General features: G+C 61.6%; 19 protein-coding genes. 11 read left to right on the top strand and 8 right to left on the bottom strand.

What is annotated here, in order from left to right:
* Positions 1 to 71: 71 nt before the first annotated feature.
* From deoA to deoD, 3 genes are all read left to right on the top strand, one after another.
* Positions 72 to 1,403, top strand: a complete 1,332-nt coding sequence (gene deoA / locus R2E40_RS19315; RefSeq protein WP_318164161.1) for a thymidine phosphorylase — start codon at positions 72 to 74, stop codon at positions 1,401 to 1,403.
* Between the two features lie 14 nt (positions 1,404 to 1,417).
* Positions 1,418 to 2,626, top strand: coding sequence for a phosphopentomutase (locus R2E40_RS19310; RefSeq protein ID WP_011707411.1), 1,209 nt, complete (start codon positions 1,418 to 1,420; stop codon positions 2,624 to 2,626).
* A 77-nt stretch (positions 2,627 to 2,703) separates the two neighbouring features.
* A complete protein-coding gene (gene deoD, locus R2E40_RS19305; RefSeq protein ID WP_011707410.1) occupies positions 2,704 to 3,420 on the top strand; it encodes a purine-nucleoside phosphorylase in 717 nt (238 codons plus the stop codon).
* Positions 3,421 to 3,489: 69 nt separating this feature from the next.
* On the opposite strand, the gene R2E40_RS19300 is transcribed toward deoD, so the two are convergent.
* Together R2E40_RS19300 and R2E40_RS19295 are read right to left on the bottom strand one after the other, a co-directional pair.
* Positions 3,490 to 5,736: a PAS domain S-box protein gene (locus R2E40_RS19300; protein WP_318164160.1), complete on the bottom strand. Its 2,247-nt coding sequence runs from the start codon at positions 5,734 to 5,736 to the stop codon at positions 3,490 to 3,492.
* 53 nt (positions 5,737 to 5,789) lie between these two features.
* A complete protein-coding gene (locus tag R2E40_RS19295) occupies positions 5,790 to 6,398 on the bottom strand; it encodes an AhpA/YtjB family protein (protein WP_017411238.1) in 609 nt (202 codons plus the stop codon).
* A gap of 120 nt (positions 6,399 to 6,518) precedes the next feature.
* Between R2E40_RS19295 and serB the strand changes: the two genes are divergently transcribed.
* Both serB and R2E40_RS19285 read left to right on the top strand, forming a co-directional pair.
* A complete protein-coding gene (serB, locus tag R2E40_RS19290; RefSeq protein ID WP_318164159.1) occupies positions 6,519 to 7,529 on the top strand; it encodes a phosphoserine phosphatase SerB in 1,011 nt (336 codons plus the stop codon).
* Between the two features lie 52 nt (positions 7,530 to 7,581).
* Positions 7,582 to 8,487: an alpha/beta fold hydrolase gene (locus R2E40_RS19285; protein ID WP_011707407.1), complete on the top strand. Its 906-nt coding sequence runs from the start codon at positions 7,582 to 7,584 to the stop codon at positions 8,485 to 8,487.
* A 128-nt stretch (positions 8,488 to 8,615) separates the two neighbouring features.
* On the opposite strand, the gene R2E40_RS19280 is transcribed toward R2E40_RS19285, so the two are convergent.
* Positions 8,616 to 10,994, bottom strand: coding sequence for a PilZ domain-containing protein (locus R2E40_RS19280; protein WP_318164158.1), 2,379 nt, complete (start codon positions 10,992 to 10,994; stop codon positions 8,616 to 8,618).
* 100 nt (positions 10,995 to 11,094) lie between these two features.
* Between R2E40_RS19280 and radA the strand changes: the two genes are divergently transcribed.
* Entirely contained in the window at positions 11,095 to 12,459 is a 1,365-nt protein-coding gene (gene radA / locus R2E40_RS19275; protein ID WP_011707405.1) for a DNA repair protein RadA, read from the top strand.
* Between the two features lie 72 nt (positions 12,460 to 12,531).
* Here the strand turns inward: radA and R2E40_RS19270 are convergent, their stop codons facing one another.
* On the bottom strand, positions 12,532 to 12,912 hold the full coding sequence (locus R2E40_RS19270; protein ID WP_011707404.1) for a PilZ domain-containing protein: 381 nt from the start codon (positions 12,910 to 12,912) through the stop codon (positions 12,532 to 12,534).
* A gap of 101 nt (positions 12,913 to 13,013) precedes the next feature.
* Positions 13,014 to 13,496 (bottom strand): Rsd/AlgQ family anti-sigma factor, encoded by a 483-nt coding sequence (locus R2E40_RS19265; RefSeq protein ID WP_011707403.1) that lies wholly within the window; start codon positions 13,494 to 13,496, stop codon positions 13,014 to 13,016.
* Between the two features lie 341 nt (positions 13,497 to 13,837).
* Here R2E40_RS19265 and hupA point away from each other — a divergent pair, with 341 nt between their 5' ends.
* Together hupA and R2E40_RS19255 are read left to right on the top strand one after the other, a co-directional pair.
* Positions 13,838 to 14,110, top strand: a complete 273-nt coding sequence (gene hupA, locus R2E40_RS19260) for a nucleoid-associated protein HU-alpha (protein ID WP_005305063.1) — start codon at positions 13,838 to 13,840, stop codon at positions 14,108 to 14,110.
* A gap of 101 nt (positions 14,111 to 14,211) precedes the next feature.
* The gene (locus tag R2E40_RS19255; protein ID WP_010636148.1) at positions 14,212 to 14,637 is read left to right on the top strand and encodes a hypothetical protein; all 426 of its coding nucleotides are present in this window, start codon (positions 14,212 to 14,214) and stop codon (positions 14,635 to 14,637) included.
* Positions 14,638 to 14,712: 75 nt separating this feature from the next.
* Here the strand turns inward: R2E40_RS19255 and R2E40_RS19250 are convergent, their stop codons facing one another.
* Entirely contained in the window at positions 14,713 to 14,862 is a 150-nt protein-coding gene (locus R2E40_RS19250) for a hypothetical protein (RefSeq protein ID WP_318164157.1), read from the bottom strand.
* Positions 14,863 to 14,864: 2 nt separating this feature from the next.
* Positions 14,865 to 15,851, bottom strand: a complete 987-nt coding sequence (gene dusA, locus R2E40_RS19245) for a tRNA dihydrouridine(20/20a) synthase DusA (RefSeq protein ID WP_318164156.1) — start codon at positions 15,849 to 15,851, stop codon at positions 14,865 to 14,867.
* A gap of 138 nt (positions 15,852 to 15,989) precedes the next feature.
* On the opposite strand from dusA, the gene zur reads away from it, so the two are divergent.
* Genes zur through R2E40_RS19230 form a run of 3 tightly spaced genes read left to right on the top strand, consistent with a single transcriptional unit; the run spans position 15,990 to position 17,134 of the window.
* The gene (gene zur, locus R2E40_RS19240; RefSeq protein WP_011707398.1) at positions 15,990 to 16,448 is read left to right on the top strand and encodes a zinc uptake transcriptional repressor Zur; all 459 of its coding nucleotides are present in this window, start codon (positions 15,990 to 15,992) and stop codon (positions 16,446 to 16,448) included.
* A complete protein-coding gene (locus R2E40_RS19235; protein WP_016351979.1) occupies positions 16,438 to 16,899 on the top strand; it encodes a chemotaxis protein CheX in 462 nt (153 codons plus the stop codon). The genes zur and R2E40_RS19235 overlap by 11 nt, the downstream gene beginning before the upstream one ends.
* Positions 16,900 to 16,903: 4 nt before the next feature.
* Positions 16,904 to 17,134, top strand: a complete 231-nt coding sequence (locus R2E40_RS19230; protein WP_016351978.1) for a hypothetical protein — start codon at positions 16,904 to 16,906, stop codon at positions 17,132 to 17,134.
* A 70-nt stretch (positions 17,135 to 17,204) separates the two neighbouring features.
* Here the strand turns inward: R2E40_RS19230 and brnQ are convergent, their stop codons facing one another.
* Positions 17,205 to 18,482: a branched-chain amino acid transport system II carrier protein gene (gene brnQ, locus R2E40_RS19225; RefSeq protein WP_236665452.1), complete on the bottom strand. Its 1,278-nt coding sequence runs from the start codon at positions 18,480 to 18,482 to the stop codon at positions 17,205 to 17,207.
* Positions 18,483 to 18,743: the final 261 nt, after the last annotated feature.

The raw sequence follows: 18,743 nt of genomic DNA, 5'->3' as shown, positions 1-18,743 counted from the left end.
GCCCCCACCATGCGGTGTGCGGGCAAGGATTCAGGCTTGTGTAACGCCAGCAATGGCGGAGGGAATGAAAGATGTTTTTGCCTCAAGAAATTATTCGCAAGAAGCGCAACGGTAAAGTGCTCAGTACCCAAGAGATTCAATTCTTCGTTCAGGGCATTACCAACAACACCATCGGCGAGGGCCAGATTGCGGCGCTGGCGATGGCGGTCTACTTCAAAGACATGACCATGGATGAGCGGGTTGCCCTGACCTGCGCCATGCGCGACTCCGGCATGGTACTGACCTGGGATCACCTCAATCTGGGTGGCCCGATCGTCGACAAGCACTCCACCGGTGGTGTGGGTGACGTCGTCTCCCTGATGCTTGGCCCGATGGTCGCCGCCTGCGGTGGTTTCGTGCCGATGATCTCCGGCCGTGGCCTGGGCCACACCGGCGGTACCCTCGACAAGCTGGATGCCATTCCTGGCTACCAGACCTCGGTCGACAACGATCGTTTCCTGAAAGTGGTGAAAGAGGCGGGTGTCGCCATCATCGGCCAGACCGGCGATCTCGCCCCGGCCGACAAGCGTATCTATGCGGTACGGGACATCACTGCCACCGTCGAATCCATCGCCATGATCACCGGCTCCATCCTCTCCAAGAAGCTCGCCTCCGGGCTGGAAGCGCTGGTGATGGACGTCAAGGTTGGCTCCGGAGCCTTCATGCCGACGTTTGAAGCTTCCGAAGAGCTGGCCAAGAGCATCGTTGCCGTGGCCAACGGTGCCGGCTGCCGTACTTCAGCACTCTTGACCGACATGAACCAGGTGCTGGCCTCCAGCGCTGGCAACGCGGTGGAAGTGCGCGAAGCGGTGCGCTACCTGACCGGTGAATATCGCAACCCGCGCATTCACGCCGTGACCATGGCACTGTGTGCCGAGATGCTGATCTCCGCCGGCCTGGCCAGCGATGACGGCGAGGCCCGCCGCAAGCTGCAAGCCGTGCTCGACAACGGCAAGGCGGCCGAGATCTTCGGTCGCATGGTGACCGGTCTCGGTGGCCCGAGCGACTTCATGGAGCGCTACGATCACCACCTGCCGAAGGCCGCCATCGTGCGCCCTGTCTATGCTGCCAACAGCGGTTTCGTGACTGCCATGGACACCCGTGAACTGGGCCTGGCCGTGGTCGCCATGGGCGGTGGTCGTCGCGCTGCCGGTGACAAACTTGATTATGCGGTCGGTCTGACCGACTTTATCCGCCTGGGTCAAAGCGTCGAGGCAGACAAGCCGCTCGCCCTGATCCACGCTCAAACTGAAGAGCAATTCGCTCAGGCTGCCAGCATGGTGCAGGCCGCCGTCAAGATCGGTGACACCCGACCAGAGGCGCTGCCCGAGGTCTACCGTCGCATCGGTCTGGCTGATTTGTAACAAGGGGAAGTCCCATGAAACGTACCTTTATTCTGATGATGGACTCTTTCGGTATTGGCGCTGCCGCCGACGCCGACAAGTTCGGAGATGTGGGCGCCAATACCCTTGGCCATATCGCCAAGGCCTGCGCCGCCGGTGAGATCGAAGGCCGTGGCGCCCTCAATCTGCCGAACCTCAGCAAGCTGGGTCTGGGTCACGCAGGCGAACTCGCCAGCGGTACCTTCCCGGCCGGCCTGAACAAGGACATCGACGTGGTCGGCGCCTACGGCTTTGCCCAGGAGCTCTCCTCCGGCAAGGACACCCCGTCCGGTCACTGGGAGATCGCCGGCGTGCCCGTGCTGTTCGAGTGGGGTTATTTCCATGACCACCACAACAGCTTCCCGCAGGAGCTGCTGGATGCCATCGTCGAGAAGGCCGGTCTGCCGGGCTACCTCGGCAACTGCCACGCCTCCGGTACCCAGGTGCTGGATGATCTGGGCGAAGAGCACATGCGCACCGGCAAGCCGATCCTTTACACCTCTGCCGACTCCGTGTTCCAGATCGCCTGCCACGAAGAGACCTACGGCCTCGAGAAGCTCTATGAGCTGTGCCACATCGTGCGCGAGCTGCTGGAGCCCTACAACATCGGCCGCGTCATCGCGCGTCCGTTCGTGGGCAGCGGCAAGGGCAACTTCAAGCGCACCGGCAACCGCCACGACTACTCCGTGCTGCCGCCGGCACCGACCGTGCTGGACTACATGAAGGAAGCGGGCGGCCAGGTGGTCTCCATCGGCAAGATCGCCGACATCTATGCCCAGCAGGGCATCACCAAGCAGGTGAAGGGGACCGGTCTGACCGAGCTGTGGGATCGTACTCTGGAAGAGGTGAAAGCGGCCGGTGACCAGACCATCGTCTTCACCAACTTCGTCGACTTCGACTCCTCCTACGGTCACCGTCGCGACGTGAAGGGCTACGCCGATGCGCTGGAGTATTTCGACTCCCGCCTGCCGGAGCTGTTCGAGTTGCTGGAAGATGGCGACGTGGTGGTGCTGACCGCCGACCACGGCTGCGATCCGACCTGGGGTGGTACCGATCACACCCGCGAGTACATCCCGGTGCTGTTCTACGGCAAGCCGGTCAAGGCCGGCTCCGTCGGTCGTCGCGAGACGTTCGCCGACATCGGCCAGAGCATCGCGGCGTACCACGGCCTGCCCAAACTGGCATACGGTACCAGCTTCCTGTAATTTACCCGCCCGCCGCCTCGGCGGCGGGCAACCAATAAAGACAATAAAACTCAACCTAGTGTGAAGGAATCAAGAGAATGGCAACTCCTCATATCAATGCGAAAGATGGCGCCTTTGCTGATACCGTGCTGATGCCGGGCGACCCCCTGCGCGCCAAGTACATCGCCGAGACTTTCCTGGAGAACGTCGAGCAGGTGTGCGACGTGCGCAACATGTTCGGTTTCACCGGCACCTACAAGGGTCGTCGCATCTCCATCATGGGTCACGGCATGGGCATCCCGTCCTGCTCCATCTATGCAAAAGAGCTGATCACCGATTACGGCGTGAAGACCCTGATCCGCGTCGGTTCCTGCGGTGCCGTGCGTGAAGACGTGAAACTGCGTGACGTGGTGATCGGCATGGGTGCCTGCACCGACTCCAAGGTGAACCGTCTGCGCTTCAAGGATCACGACTTCGCCGCCATCGCCGACTTCGATCTGGTTGCCAATGCCGTACAGGCCGCCAAGAACAAGGGCGTCGCCGTGCGCGTGGGCAACATCTTCTCCGCCGACCTGTTCTACACCCCGGACCCCTCCATGTTCGACGTCATGGAAAAGTACGGCATCCTGGGTGTCGAGATGGAAGCCGCCGGCATCTACGGTGTGGCCGCAGAGTACGGTGCCAAGGCACTGACCATCTGCACCGTCTCCGACCATATCCGTACCGGTGAGCAGACCACCTCCGAAGAGCGTCAGCTGACCTTCAACGACATGATCGAAATCGCGCTGGATTCCGTCCTGCTGGGCGACAACTAATCCCCCTCGCGCATGAATAATGACAACGGCGGCCCTCGGGCCGCCGTTTTGCATTTCAAGGATGGCAGATCAGAGGTCGAGGGCGAAGCGCCCCTTGCCGGCCTGCTTGGCTTGGTACATGGCGCTGTCGGCCCGGTGCAGCAGATCGTCGATGTGGCAATACTGGCCCGAGTGGCAGAGCGCACCGCCGATGCTGCCGGCGAGGGGCAACAGGTGGCCGGCCACGTCGGTCGGCACCGCCATGGCCGCCAGCAGCCGCTCGCACAGGGCGGGCAGCTCCAGCTCCGGTTGGCGCAGGGCCGGCAGTATGATGGTGAACTCGTCGCCAGCCAGGCGCGCCACCATGTCGCCGGGGCGCACCTCGGCACTCAGCACGCTGGCGAAGCGTTGCAGCAGAGCGTCGCCGACGTGATGGCCAAGCTGATCGTTGATCCGCTTGAAGCCGTCGAGATCGAGAAACAGCAGGCCCAGGGTCTCGGCATTCTGGCGCACCCGCTCCAGCTCCCGGGAGAGGCGCAGGGTGAAGGCGCGCCGATTGGGCAGGCCGGTTAGGGGGTCGTGGGCTGCCTCGTGCTCCAGCTGGTTCTGCAGTGCCTTGAACTCGGTAATGTCGCTGCCGAGGATGTAGACCCCCGGCTCATCGCCCCGGCTAGGGATCATGGTGATCCTGAGATCGCGCGGGCCGATGGGCAGCTCGAAACGGTGCTCGAAGCTCACCTGCTCGCCGGCGAGGGCCCGCTCCAGATGGGCGATGGCCCGGCCGTAGGCCGCGTCGCCGATCACCTCCCGCACGCTCATCTCCCGCATCAGCTCGGCATCGAGCCCGAAGTAGCGGCAGTAGGCCTGGTTGGCGAACAGGTAGCGCCCCTCGGGCGAGACCATGCTGATGGTGACCGGCAGGCCGTCGGTGATGGCCCGCAGCCTGGCCCGCCCGCGCTCAATCTCGGCCAGCACCTGGCGGCGAGCCGTGATGTCGTGCAAGAACAGGGCGATGCGCACCTTGCCGTCGAACTGGTAGCGCTCGGCAATCACCTCCACCGGGATGCGCCGGCCGTCGTGGGTGCCGATCTCGCACTCCAGACGGCGCGCAGCACTCTGGGGATGGGTCAGCTGGGCCAGCAGGGGGTGAGCGCTGCCGAGCAGGGCGGGCAGGGTACGTCCCAGCATCTCTTCGGGGTGCCAGCCCAGCAGGGTGGTGGAGGCCGGATTCCAGCCGGTGATGACCAGCGTCTCGTCGAGTTCGAGGAAGGCGTTGCTGGTATGTTCCAGCATGTGCTGCAGGCGGCGCTGCTCCTGCCACAGGCGCTGCTGCATGGCGCCGCGCTCCTGCATCTCGCGATGCAGCTGCTCCACCGTGCTCGACAGCTCGCGGGTGCGCTCACGGACCTGCCGTTCTAGCCCCTGCTGCAGTTGCAGCAGCTCGGCTTCGGCCTGCTTGCGCTCGGTGAGATCGGCGAACACGGCGATCAGGTGCGGCGCCATGGTGCGGCTATGGCACAGGGTCACGCTGAGCTGGACCCAGCACTGGCTGCCGTCGGCCCGGATCATCCGCTTCTCCAGCCGGTAGTCCTGCCGTTGCCCCGCGAGCAGGGCGTTGAACAGGGGCAGCTCGCGTGGCAGATCCTCGGGATGGGTCATGGCGTGCCAGGTACGGCTCAGCATCGCCTGCTCGCTGTAGCCGAGCAGCCGCTCCAGCCCCGGGTTGGCCCGCAGCCACTTGCCTTCGAGGGAGGAGAGGGCCATGCCCACCGACGACTGGTTGAAGGTGAGGGTGAACAGGTGATCCTTGTCCTCCAGCACCTGATTGAGGCTGCGCACCTGATGGCGCCGCTCCAGATCGTGCAGGGTGTTCTCCACCAGGCGGCCGAAGTCATCGAGATCGCGACAGGCCTCCTGGTCGAGGTGGCGCGGTGCATGATCCACCAGACAGAGGGTGCCGAGCACCACGCCATCCAGCGCCCGCAGTGGCCGGCCGGCATAGAAGACCACGTGCGGCTCCTCGGTCACCAGCGGGTTGTCGGCAAAACGCGGGTCGAGCCTGGCATCCGGCACCTGCATGATGTCGGGACGCAGGATGGCGTGGCCGCAAAAGGAGTGCTCCCGGCTGATCTCGCACAGGGCGACGCCGGTGCGGGCAAGAAACCACTGCCGGTTCACGTCGGTCAGCGAGACCATGGCGATGGGCAGCGAGAAATGGCGGGTAATGAGCCGGGTCAGACGATCCAGCTGATCGATGGGCTCGCGGTCAAGCAGGCCGAGGATGCGGAGTCGTTCCAGTCGACTCTCTTCATCCAGCGGCAGTGAGGGGGCAATCATACAGCGCTCCTGCTGGTGGCATTGCCAGTTTCGGGTCGGGGGATCGCGCCGCCTTATTGCGGCTCGACCGGTTTGCTTTTCTTCTTGTGCTTGCGCACCCGCATGTAGTTGCGACGGATCCCGTAGGAGATGAGCAACCCGGCCAGCAGGGCGACCAGCAGCATCAGCCGCTGCTTCTCCTGTACCACCTTGAGCCGGGTATCCTTGTCCGCCAGCATCTGCTGCTCTTCCAGCGTAATGCGCAGATACCCCAGGGTCTGCTCCCCATCCAGGATCTCCTGCACGAACTGGATGCGTCCCTTGCCCTGTTCCGGTATCGACTTGTTGCTGTCGCCGATGGGCAGCAGGCTGTCCAGCGGCACCGCATTGTCCGACTGGGCGAGGGGGATGCCGCGGGCATCGTAGAGGGTGACGTCGAGGATCTCGGGCTCGGCGGCCAGATCCTGGGCCAGCCGCTCCAGCTCGCTGTTCTTGTCCTCCTTGAGCCAGCGCTTCATGTCGCGGGCGGCGTAGGCCACCAGCGCCTGGGCCCGGTTGCGTGCCTCGCTGTGCAGCGAAGCCTGGCTCTCACCCTGCATGTGGATGAGTACCGCGAGCACCCAGAGCCCGAGCAGGACGCCGGCACCGAGACTGAGCACACGTTTGATGGGGAGATGACGCAAGCGTTGAGCCTTTTGCTGACAAGGGGTGGCGGGATCTTGGCGCTTGCCTGTACAAAAAGCAATACGCTACTCTGGGCCAGCATTGTTAACCCCATGATCACCAAGGAAGGCGTTATCCCTATGTTGTTGTCCCAATTGCCCGCAGAGATTTCAGAGTGGCCCGAGTGCCTGTCCGGCGCCCCCTGGTGGGAGCCGACGCCGCAGGCGTTGCTGCCTGCCGCCAGTGCGCTGGATGGCGGCTGGCTGGTGCTGTTCGGGCGCGCGCTGGCCGCTCATCATCTCGGGCGGCTGGCCGGGCTGCTGGCGCAGCACGAGTTGCAGGCCAGGCTCTATCCGCCCGCCATGCCGGCCGGAGTGCCTTTGCTGCTGCTGGGCACGGATCGCTTCTCACCCGCTCTGGTACAGGCGCTCAAGGGGGAGGAGTGGGACATCGATCTGTGTCATCTGCCAGCCCTGCCCAGCCTGGCCGAGCCCGGTTTGCTGGTGATGGACATGGACTCCACCGCCATCCGCATCGAGTGCATCGACGAGATTGCCCGGCTGGCCGGGGTCGGTGAGCAGGTGGCGGCGGTCACGGCGGCCGCCATGCAGGGTCAGCTGGAGTTTGCCGACAGCCTGCGGGCCAGGGTCGCCCTGCTGGAAGGAGCGCCGCTCACCCTTCTCGACCAGGTGGCGGCCAACATGCCCTGGATGCCGGGCTTGCAGTTGATGGTCGACACCCTCAAGCAGGCCGGTTGGAAGGTGGCGATCGCCTCCGGTGGTTTCACCCGTTTTGCTGGCCAGTTGCAGCGGGAGCTGGGGCTGGATGCCATCTTCGCCAACGAGCTGGCGGTGGAAGGGCAACAGCTGACCGGTAAGGTGAGCGGGCGTATCGTCGATGCCGCCGTCAAGGCCGAGGTCTTGCAGCAGCTGGCGCAGGAGTACGCCATCGCCGCTGGCCAGACCGTGGCCGTCGGCGATGGCGCCAACGATCTCAAAATGATGGGGGTAGCCGGGCTCGGCATCGCCATCCATGCCAAGCCGCTGGTGCGGGCACAGGCGGCGGCCACTCTCAATCACCACGATCTGGAAGGGGTGATCTGCCTGCTCAGTGCGCTGACCTGCCGCCAGCAGCGCTGGGATCGCCGCTAGTCCCGGCACCTCGGCAAGACCCCCCCCACGTCACGGAGGACGTAGTCTCATAATGGAACTGTTACAGCAATCCCTGTTTATTCCCTGCGGCGCACATCGGCTGCACGTGCGCCACATTCAACCGCGGGTCGCGGTACATGGCGAACCGATCCTGATGGTGCACGGCGCCATCGAGAACGGCCGCATCTTCTACACCGAATCGGGCAAGGGACTGGCCTGCTTTCTGGCTCGCCACGGCTATCAGGTCTATGTGGCCGACCTGCGGGGACGGGGGTTGAGCACACCGGCCATCGCCGAGCAGGCCGAACATGGCCAGCATGAGCTCATCACCGAGGATCTGCCGGCCCTGCACCGCTGGATTGCCGCCCGCCATGCCGGCTTCAAGCTGCACTGGATGGCCCACTCCTGGGGCGGCGTCATCATGGCGTCGACCCTGGTGCGCTTTCCCGAGTTGGCGGAGCAGGTGGCCAGTCTGGTGTTCTTTGGCACCAAGCGCGGCGTGTCGGTACAAAATCCGGAGCGCTGGCTCAAAGTGGATCTGATCTGGAACCGGCTGGCCCCCTGGCTGGCCAGGCGCAACGGCTTTCTGGCCGCGCGCAGCCTGAAGATCGGGGCGGATGACGAGCCGCTGCGTTACCTGCAGGAGACCATCCCCTGGGTCAAATGCGGTCCCTGGCAGGATCCCAGCGACGGGTTCGCCTATGACGAGGCGGCCGCCCGGGTCAACTGGCCACCGCTCTGGATGATTTCGGCCAAGGCGGACAAGGTGCTGGGTCACCCGACCGACGTGCGCCGCTTCAGCGCCGAGATGGGCTCGGCCGCGCGCCATACCCGCCTCGGTCGGGACAATGGCAACCGGCTCGATTACGACCACATCAACATGTTGACCGCCCCGCAGGCGCAGGAAGATCACTTCCCGCAGATCCTGGAATGGCTGCTCAACCCGCAGGCTGCCTGACAAAGACCGGGCTGGTGGAGCCGGTTATCCGGTGTGTTGATGGATAAACAAACCATGGCGGGCCAGAGGCCCGCCATGGTTTTATTGCCTGTCCGCCGGGTTGAGGGCCGTGGTTTGCAGGGGCCTGCTCAATTGACGGGGGCCGTGATGCCGAGCCGGAACAGGGTCGCCTGGCTGGTATCGGTCAGCTCACCCACCCCGACTACGCTCCACAGCTCCTCTTCCAGCTTCTTAGCCTTGTGAATGGCGAACTTGGCGATGTAGTCCAGCTCGTTGGCGATGAAGTTGGTGTCGGGGCGGCCGGTGCGGGAGATGCCCACCAGCACCGAGTAGAACTCCCCCTGACGCAGCGCCTGTTCGATGAAGCTGCGCTTCTCCGCCACATTCTTGAAGCTGCTGGCGAGCCGGCTGGTGAAGATGGGCAGTCCGGCCGCCGTCTGCAGACTGGCGATGTAGACCTCCTCTTCCTGGGGCTGATCCTCCCGCTCGATGGCCCGCAGCGGGTTCATGATGAGCTGTTTGAGCAATTCGCCCTGGAACAGGGGATAGAGGTTGTCCTGGTCACCCTGCTCGGCACAGGCTTTCAGCAACCGCGACAGGCTGCGGGGCTGCGGGGCATGACCGATGGAGGCCGGCCTGGGGGCACCCTTCAGCTTGTTGATGTAGACCGGGGTGCTGAAGACGTGGTGGGTGTAGATGTTGCGCAGCGCCCGCGCCATGCCGCGATAGCGGCGCTGCTCCTGGGCCGCTTTGAGCTTGTTCTGGTTGCTCTCGATCAGCAGCTTGAAGAACTGGCGGCCGGTGTGGCGCTCCGGATCGCCCTCGATGCACAGGTGCAGCACGGTGCGGGTCAGGTTGATGCTGACCAGCCGGTAGGGCAGACGCTGCAGATCCATGCTCTTGGAGAGCTCCTGCAGACGCGGCAGGGCGATGGTGACGATATCGTCCTTCACCCCCTCGAACGGCTCTTCCAGCTCGATCTGCATGCCGTGAGCCGAGATGTCGCGGGTCCAGCCGAGCCAGGCCCGGCCATTGTGCTTGATGGCCACGGCCGTCTTGTGGATGTAGCGGGCCTCCTTGCGCAGCTGGACATAGTGCAGCGTCTCGATCTCGAAGGGGGCGGCACTGCTGTCGTGGCCGAAACGCTGCAGCTCGTTGGCATTGTGCTGGGCGCTGGCATCGTACTGGAATTCCTCCCGCTGACTGTCGAGGCCGACATCCTGCAGCAGGCCGACATAGCTTATCTGCTTGAGCCGCTCCTGCAGCAGCATGTCTTGCAGCTGGGGGCTCTCCTTGCTCTGCTGGCTGGCCAGATCGGCCTCGTGCAGGTCACAGCGCTCCAGGCTGAATTTGTAGACCCGCCAGCTGGGGCGCCGGGCGCCGACCTGGAAGAAGAGCGACATCAGCCCGCTCTGCAACAGCTCTTCCCGGGTGGCGGAGAAGAAATAGAGGTGGCTGCGTACCGAGTGGGTGAAGCAGTAGATCAGGGTCTCTTTCAATTCACCCACCGCCGGCAGCAGGGCCTGCATGCGGGTGGCGGAGAACAGGCTGGCGAGCATGTCGCGGTTCTTGGCATCGCGCCAGTATTCGAGGATGTGCTGGTTGTTCTCGGTGCGCAGGGCGATCTCGAGGCTGGGGCTGTCGCCCGAACCGAAAAACAGCGGCATGCCGGTCATGCGCGGCAGATAGAACTGCTCATACCCCTTGATGATGGCGGCGGAGAGCAGGTAGTCGACGCTGACCCGATAGCGGCTCTTGTTGCTCTCGATGAACTCGCTCAGGAACTGGTCGAAGCCGGGGTGTTCGCCGGTTTTGACCAGTCTGAGCCAGAACTTGCCCTCCTTGCTCTCCTCCCCGAGGATCTGGTAGCTGACCGAATGGTGCAGGACCGGGTTGGGGTGATCCCGCTCCAGCCCGGTGAAGAACACCTCGACTTGGGCGCCGGTCTGGTAGTTGGGCAGATAGGGCACCGAGACCCGGATCCCGCCGAGTGAGAGGTCGGAGCTTTTGGCAAACAGCTTGTCGCCATCGGCGAACTTGATGAGCACAGGGGAGCTGAAGTGCATCCGCTCCTGACGTCGGCCATAGTAGCTGGCAAAGGCGATAGGATTGACGTCGTATTGGCGAAACGGGCTGGCAGGGGGCTGCAGCGGACCATCGCTCTTGCCATGGTGGTGTTTCTGCCAGTATTGCAGTGCCTCGTAGACTCCCAGGGTGTAATCGTCTTTGTAGAGATAGCACTGCGACTGGAACAGGCCGATGGCCTCGGCCGGCATGAAGTGGGTGATCCCTTCGAATTCATGTACCAGACACTCGTCACCCAGTTCGTCCCGCATGTCGATCACGCGACGGCAGGGGGTGCATTTGCGCTTGATCTCCATCTTGATCAGAAAACGGTTGTTGCTGTTTTCGTCCTGGGTCAGGCGATTGAAGATGTCATCGAAATCCTTTTCTCTGAGCAGGGGGATGAGCTGTTCAATCAGGTGCTGTTGTTGTTCTGAATCCATGTGTTCCTGCCACGGAAAGTCACTTTTCCGATTCTGGGTTTGATCTGTCGGTCGCAAACAAGTATATCAAGCAGGAATTCATCCTGTCCCCGAGTTATCCATGGCCAAAAACAAAACTGCCTATGTTTGTACCGAATGTGGCGCCGACTTCACACGCTGGCAGGGCCAGTGCAGTGAGTGCAAGGAGTGGAACACCATCAGCGAGGTGCGCCTCGGCTCGGTGACCCCGGGCAAGAGCGCCCGCTATACCGGTTATGCCGGCGCCATTGGCAGCCAGGTGCAGACGCTGGCGGAGATCGCCACCACCGAGATCCCCCGTTTCTCTTCCGGTTTCAAGGAGCTGGACCGGGTCCTGGGTGGCGGGGTGGTGCCGGGGTCGGCGATCTTGATCGGTGGCAACCCAGGGGCGGGCAAGTCGACCCTGCTGCTGCAGACCATGTGCGGTCTGGCGGAGCGGATGAAGACCCTCTATGTCACCGGCGAGGAGTCGCTGCAACAGGTGGCGATGCGTGCCTCGCGCCTCGGCCTGCCGACCGACAAGCTGCGCATGCTGTCGGAGACCTCGGTCGAGCAGATCTGCCTGATTGCCCAGCAGGAGCAGCCGCAGATCATGGTCATCGACTCCATCCAGGTGATGCATGTGGCGGATGTGCAGTCGGCGCCGGGTTCCGTGTCTCAGGTGCGGGAAGCCGCTGCCCTGCTGACCCGCTATGCCAAACAGAATCACGTCGCCATCTTCATGGTGGGCCACGTGACCAAGGATGGCACCCTGGCAGGCCCCAAGGTGCTGGAGCACTGCATCGACTGCTCTGTGCTGCTCGATGGCGGTCACGATTCCCGCTTCCGGACACTGCGTTCCCACAAGAACCGCTTCGGGGCGGTCAACGAGCTCGGTGTCTTCGCCATGACCGGGCAGGGGATGCGGGAGGTGAGCAACCCCTCCGCCATCTTCCTCAGTCGCGGTGAAGAGCAGGCGCCGGGGTCGGTGGTGATGGTAATCTGGGAAGGGACACGGCCCCTGCTGGTGGAACTGCAGGCGCTGGTGGATTACTCCCAGCTCTCCAACCCGCGCCGGGTGGCGGTGGGGATGGATCACAACCGTCTCGCCATGTTGCTGGCGGTGCTGCATCGCCATGGCGGCCTGCAGATGGCGGATCAGGATGTCTTCATCAACGTGGTCGGCGGGGTCAAGGTCGAAGAGACCAGCGCGGATCTGGCTCTGCTGCTCTCCATGGTCTCCAGTTTCCGGGATCAATCCCTGCCCAAGGATCTGGTGGTGTTCGGGGAAGTGGGGCTGTCCGGCGAGATCCGCCCCGTGCCCTCCGGCCAGGAGCGGTTGCAGGAGGCGGCCAAGCATGGTTTCCGCCGGGCCATAGTGCCGCACGCCAACGCGCCCAAGCATCCCATCGAAGGCATGGAAGTGGTGCCGGTCAAGAAACTGGCCGATGCCCTGGAGGCCTTGTAATCGGCATGGTGGCCGCAGGCAGGCCATAAAAAGGAGCGCAACGGCGCTCCTTTTTTACATCGGGTATACCGCTCAGGGGTGAGGGTGTTCGAGATGTTCGCTTAGCAGCTGCTCCAGCTCCCGGTGCAGCAAGTCTTCATCGCCAACGTTGAGCTCGATCATCCGTTTGAGGTGGGTGGCGCTGTCGATGTCGATGTGATGGCAGTAGAACCCCAGCTTCTTGCTGGCTTCATGGGTCAGCATGACCTGCATCTTGATCTCGATGTCGCTACCGCTCAGCACGAAGCTGAGTGAATACTCTTTGTTGTCGTGGCTTTCCCAGTCATCGGGCCGGATCAACAGGGCGCCCTGCAGGGAGATATCCACCAGCTGGGTACGCCATTTCTTATCTCCCTGGACGAGGTCGGCCATGGTCAAGTAGAGGATCCGTGAAAAACGGCGACGCTCGGACATTCTCATCTCCTGTCAGCAATAGGAATTGGAGCTAAAGGTCATGACATAGAGTGTAATGCACCTTGCACATCAGGATCTTGAACTGGCTCCGAAATTGGATATCAAACCTGCTGGGCGCTGAGTGACTCCACGACCTGCAATGCCTTGATCAGCCGATCTTCCTGCTTGAAACGATCTTCCAGCACGGGACCTAGCTGGTTCAGATCCTCATCCAGCAACAGCAACTGGGCCTCATCGGCATTGCTGTACTTGTCGTTGAACTCCAGCGCGAACTCGGTGCAGGCCCGGATGTGGGGATAGATGCGTTTCGCCAGTTCCAGCTTGTCGCCGCTGGCCTGTTCGAAGGCGGTCACCACATGGTTGTAGATTTCGAAGTGTCCGGCGCTGACGTAGTCGACCAGGCGTTCACAAAAGCCTTGCAGTTCCACATGGCCGGGCAGCGAACGCTGCTTGGTGCGGGCGGGAGTCAGTCCGGCAAGCCGCATGTATTCGACCAGCAATGCCTGCCTGGCATCCAGCCAGTCGTCGATAGCTCTGTGCTTTCCTGCCAATGCGCGTTTGGTTTGTTCCAGTTCAGTTAACATAGTCCCTCCGTGGGGCATAGGCATGGAGTGCTATCGTGACGGGCCTCCGGCCTTTTTATTGACTGACGACACCCTCCTATAACTAGGGAAAATCCAGTTGACCGTCAATAGGGGCATGGGGATATTGTTACACCGGGTGGCGTTTTGGTTACAAGGCACCCTCATTTGCTCTCCTCTTCCCGTCAATTACGATCACGAAGGGGCGAGATATGTGACTATTTCCGCAGATCTTGATGAAAACCCCAGCATTCAAGCCAATCCGGCTGATAAAGCCTTTGCCTGAGTGTTTTTTTTTGAATAGAGTGGCCCGGTGCTAAATGCCCGATCATAAAGGAAATGTTATGAACAAAGCTCAACTTGTCGATGCAATTGCAGCCAAAGCAGATCTGAGCAAAGCTCAGGCCAAAGTCGCTCTGGAAGAGATCATCAATGGTATTACCCAGAGCCTGAAAGAAGGTGATGCTGTGCAGTTGGTGGGTTTTGGCACCTTCAAGGTGAACCATCGTGCTGGCCGTACCGGTCGCAATCCGCAAACTGGTAAAGAGATCCAGATTGCAGCCGCGAATGTGCCGTCCTTTGTGGCAGGCAAGGCGCTCAAAGACGCCGTCAAGTAATCCCCAAAAACCCGGCGCCAGCCGGGTTTTTTATTGCCATCGTCAGCGGAAATTGTTTCAGATACACTCAAGATATGGCGTGCGCCGTAGTGAGGTGGATGATGGAACAGAAAAATGCCATTCGGCAGGTTGCCGTACCTTGGGCTCCGTCTCGCCAACTCCCCCCGGGCCTGGTTGTGGCCGAACTTCATCAGGATATCTGGAGCGACTCCCTCACCATCATGCTGGGCAGGGCTCGCAGCATCGATCTGCCGCCGCAGATCCTCTGTCGGGTCTATTTCCGGCACATCTTTGCGGTGCGGGTAATGGAGGATTGCGATCTGGCGGAGGGCAAGGATAGCCATGCCATCGAGGAGCAGATCCAGCTCATCACCCCGTCCCGATTTGCCAGCTGGTTCCATCAGGAGTCGGATGGTCTGCACCTGGACGAGGATTTGCAGCACTACCGCATTTCGACCTGGGATTATTGCGCCGATGTGCTGACGTCCAGAGCGCCCGAGCTGCAGTTCGTGGACAAAGGCGATTAGCGAGGCTGAAGAGACAATAAAAAACCGGCCACACTGGGTGTTGCCGGTTTTTTTATTGGTCGACGCGGGGCTAGCTCAGCCGAGCAGCTGATCCCGATGCAGCCCCAGCACGATGAGCAAGCCGAGGAAGTAGAAGGCGCTGAGTTTGATACCCAGAATGGCTAGCAGGCTGGCGCAGAGCCGGACGATGGCCTTGTGCAGCCAGGAGCCGGTGAAACGGTACATGGTTACTCCGCCGCCTCCGTGGTGGAGAATTCCGGCACCTTGGCCATGGCATCCAGCACTACCTGGATATCCGCTCCCGGCTTGCAGGCGTTTTCACTCAGATGGCGGCGCCAGGCACGAGCCCCCTGCATGTTCTGGAACAGCCCCAGCATGTGGCGGGTCATGTGGGAGAGATAGTTGCCCTTGGCCAGCTCCTGCTCGATATAGGGCAGCATCATTCGCACCACCTCGTGGCGGCACGGCACGGCGTGGTTCTGGCCGAACACCAGATTATCCACCTGCGCCAGAATGTAGGGGTTCTGATAGGCTTCTCGCCCCATCATGACGCCATCCAGGTGCTGCAGGTGCTCGAGAGTCTGCTCCATGGAGGTGACGCCGCCGTTGATGGCGATGGTGAGCTCCGGGTAATCCTGTTTGACCCGATAGACGCGGGGATAATCGAGCGGCGGGATCTCGCGGTTTTCCTTGGGGCTCAGGCCGCTCAGCCACGCCTTGCGGGCATGGACGATGAAGGTGTCGCAACCAGCGTCGCGCACCTGTTCGATGAAGGCCTGCAGAAATTCGTAGGAGTCCTGATCGTCGATGCCGATACGGGTCTTTACCGTCACCGGGATATCGACCGCATCGCGCATCGCCTTGACGCAGTCAGCCACCAGTGCGGGTTCGCCCATCAGGCAGGCGCCAAAGCGGCCGTTTTGCACTCGATCGGAGGGACAGCCGACGTTGATGTTCACCTCGTCATAGCCGCGCTCCTCGGCCAGCTTGGCACAGCGCGCCAGATCGGCCGGATTGCTGCCACCCAGCTGGAGGGAGATGGGGTGCTCCTGCTCGCTGTAACCCAGATAATCACCCTTGCCGTGGATGATGGCGCCGGTGGTCACCATCTCGGTATAAAGCAAGGTCTGGCGAGTCATCAGACGATGGAAATAACGGCAATGCCGATCGGTCCAGTCCAGCATGGGGGCGATGGAAAAACGCTGCGCCTGCATAAAAATCATCCGGGTTGGCTAAACAAAGGGGGCGGATTTTACCACAACGTGAGGCAGCCCCAGAAAATGAATTTTGTCACCGCGTCAAAGGGGGCCCTGTGATAGTATCCGGCTAATAAAAAGGGTAATTGCGTGATCATGAATCAAGACCAACTTTTACAACGAGCCGAACGACTCTGCGAACAACGCGGGATCCGCTTCACCCCTACCCGGCGTCAGGTGTTCAGGCTGCTGGCTGCCCACGGCAATGCCATCAGCGCCTATGATCTGTTGGCCCAGTTGCAGCAGACCGAGGCCCATGCCAAGCCGCCGACCGTTTATCGGGCATTGGATTTTCTGCTCGAACAGGGCTTTGCCCACAAGGTGGAGTCGCTCAACGCCTTCATTTTCTGCTGTCACTTCGATCATGCCCACCCGATGCAACTGCTCATCTGCGATCGGTGTGGCGAGGTGGTCGAGTTGCATGACTCGGCGATCGATGGCGCGTTTTCCGAGCAAGCCCACTTGCATGGCTTTACTATTACCAATAAGACAATAGAGGCACATGGCCAATGTGCTCGCTGTACGCCCACCGTAGGAAGTCAACATGAAGGCTGATTTTGTAAACCCGTTCCTGCTCTCCCTGCTCAATGTGCTCTCCACCATGGCACAGCTCGAGCTCAAGCCGGGCAAACCCAAACGCAAGATGGACGAGCTGGCGCGCGGCGATGTCTCCGGTCTCATCGGCATGGTCGGCCCGCAGACCCGTGGTTCGCTGTCTATCAGCTTCGAGAAGGGACTGGCGCTGGAGATCATGCGCCGTATGCTGGGCGAGGCACCGGCCACCATCAATGAAGAAGTGACCGACATGGTGGGCGAGATCACCAACATGGTGACCGGCGGCGCCAAGCGCATGCTGGGGGAGAAGGGGTATGAGTTCGACATGGCGACTCCCATCATCGTCTCCGGCCCCAATCACACCATCACCCATCGTGCCGACGGCACCAAGATCATGATGCCGTTCGAATCAGATTATGGTCGTGCCACCATCGAGATTTGTTTCGAGTAACCCTATGTGGAAAGCGCTGAAATGGTTCTTCATCGGGTGGGCCCTGCTGCTCATCCTGTCTGATCTCCAGATCACTACCTCGCTCTACAAGTATGAAGACAACCGGGTGGTGGTGAACTTTCCGCGCTGGCAGGCAGACCAGCCCTGGGGCACCTTTGAGTGGCATGCCGGGCGGGTGGAGACCCATTGGTATGGTCTGGCAGGCAGACCCAAGCAGGTAGACCCGCTGCTGTAGCAGCCAGGATGACAGATGCAATGCAAGAGGCCAGCTGATGCTGGCCTCTTGTCGTTGGTCGCCCGGTTGATCAGGCCGCTTCGGCGGCCAGATCTTCGCGGGGGCGCAGCAGCATGCCGAGGCCGCAGGTCAGCAGGGTGGGCAGCAGCCAGGCCAGCCCCTTGTCGAACAGCGGCAGGAAGGCAAACGCATCCATCTGCATGCCGGCCGCGCCCAGCCCGTCTAGACAGCCAAACAGGAAGGCCACCGCCAGCACGCAGCGGAACGCCAGACGGGGACGGCCAAAATAGCCCTTGAGGAAGGTGACCAGCACCAGCGCGATGGCGACTGGATAGATGGCCACCAGCACCGGGATGGAGAGGCCGATCAGCTCGCTCAGACCCATATTGGCCACCAGCGCACAGAGCGCCCCCAGCAGCATGACCCAGTTGCGATAGGCCCAGCCAGTCAGACCGTGGAAGTAGTCGGCACCGGCGCAGAGCAGGCCGACCGCGCTGGTAAAGCAGGCCAACGTAATAATGGCCGCCAGAATGAACTGACCCGGCTGACCAAAAAGGCTCAACACATAGGCATTGACGATGGTGCCGCCATTGCTGATATCACTCACCACCCCTTCAGCGCTGTTGCCCAGATGAAAGAGCGAGATATAGACAGCCGACAGCCCGACCGCCGAGACCAAACCCGCGATGATCAGATATTTGAACTGGCTGCGATAATCCTCAATCCCCTTCTGGCGCAGCAAACCGATAATCAGGGCACCGAACATAAGGGAGGCCAGGGTATCCATGGTGTTGTACCCCTCCAGCATGCCCTTGGTCAGGGCAGCGTCCACGTACTCGCCACTGGCATCGGGCATGGTGCCCTGCGGCGCCACAAAGACCCCGACCGCCAGAATCAGCAGCATCACCATCAGCGCCGGCGTCAGGTACTTGCCGACCGCATCGAGCAGCTTGCCGCGATCGAGTGCCACCAGGATCACCAGCGCAAAGAAGCTCAGGGTATAGAGCAGCAGCCCCCCATGACCTGCATCGCCGAGCCAGGGCTTGAGCCCCATCTCGTAGGCAACCAGACCGGTGCGGGGAATGGCGAACGCAGGCCCCATGATGATGTAGATGGCGATGGCCAGCGCCGTGGCTGCCCAGGTCGGCAGATAGCGGGTCATCGCCGTCCAGCCGCTGCTGCCTTGTCCGGCGCTGCCTCTGGCAACGGCGACCAGCGTCAGCAGGGGGAGACCCACCGCCGTCAGCAGAAAGCCGACCATGGCTGGCATCAAATGTTCACCGGCCATAAAGCCGGCGAGCGGCGGAAAAATGATGTTGCCTGCCCCCAGATAGAAAGCAAACGTCATAAAACCCAGTCCGAATACGTCGGACAACTTCAGTGATTTCGTCAAACCTGACCTCATCTGCCTTATCAGCTTGTTCTTGTTGATTGCACCCACTGCCTGGCAGATAACCGGATAACAATGCTTCCCTCTCCTCCACGATGAGCACATCGGCGAAGGAGCACTCTTCTGAGCATAAAGAAGAGAAATTTGATCTCAATCACACATTAATATCTTGAAACAATTTAATTGGCCAGAATAAATCACCGATTAGCCAGCGGTTGG

It is taken from the genome of Aeromonas sp. CD (assembly GCF_033349375.1).
Lineage (GTDB): Bacteria > Pseudomonadota > Gammaproteobacteria > Enterobacterales > Aeromonadaceae > Aeromonas > Aeromonas hydrophila.
This window is presented reverse-complemented; position numbering and strand designations above follow the sequence as displayed.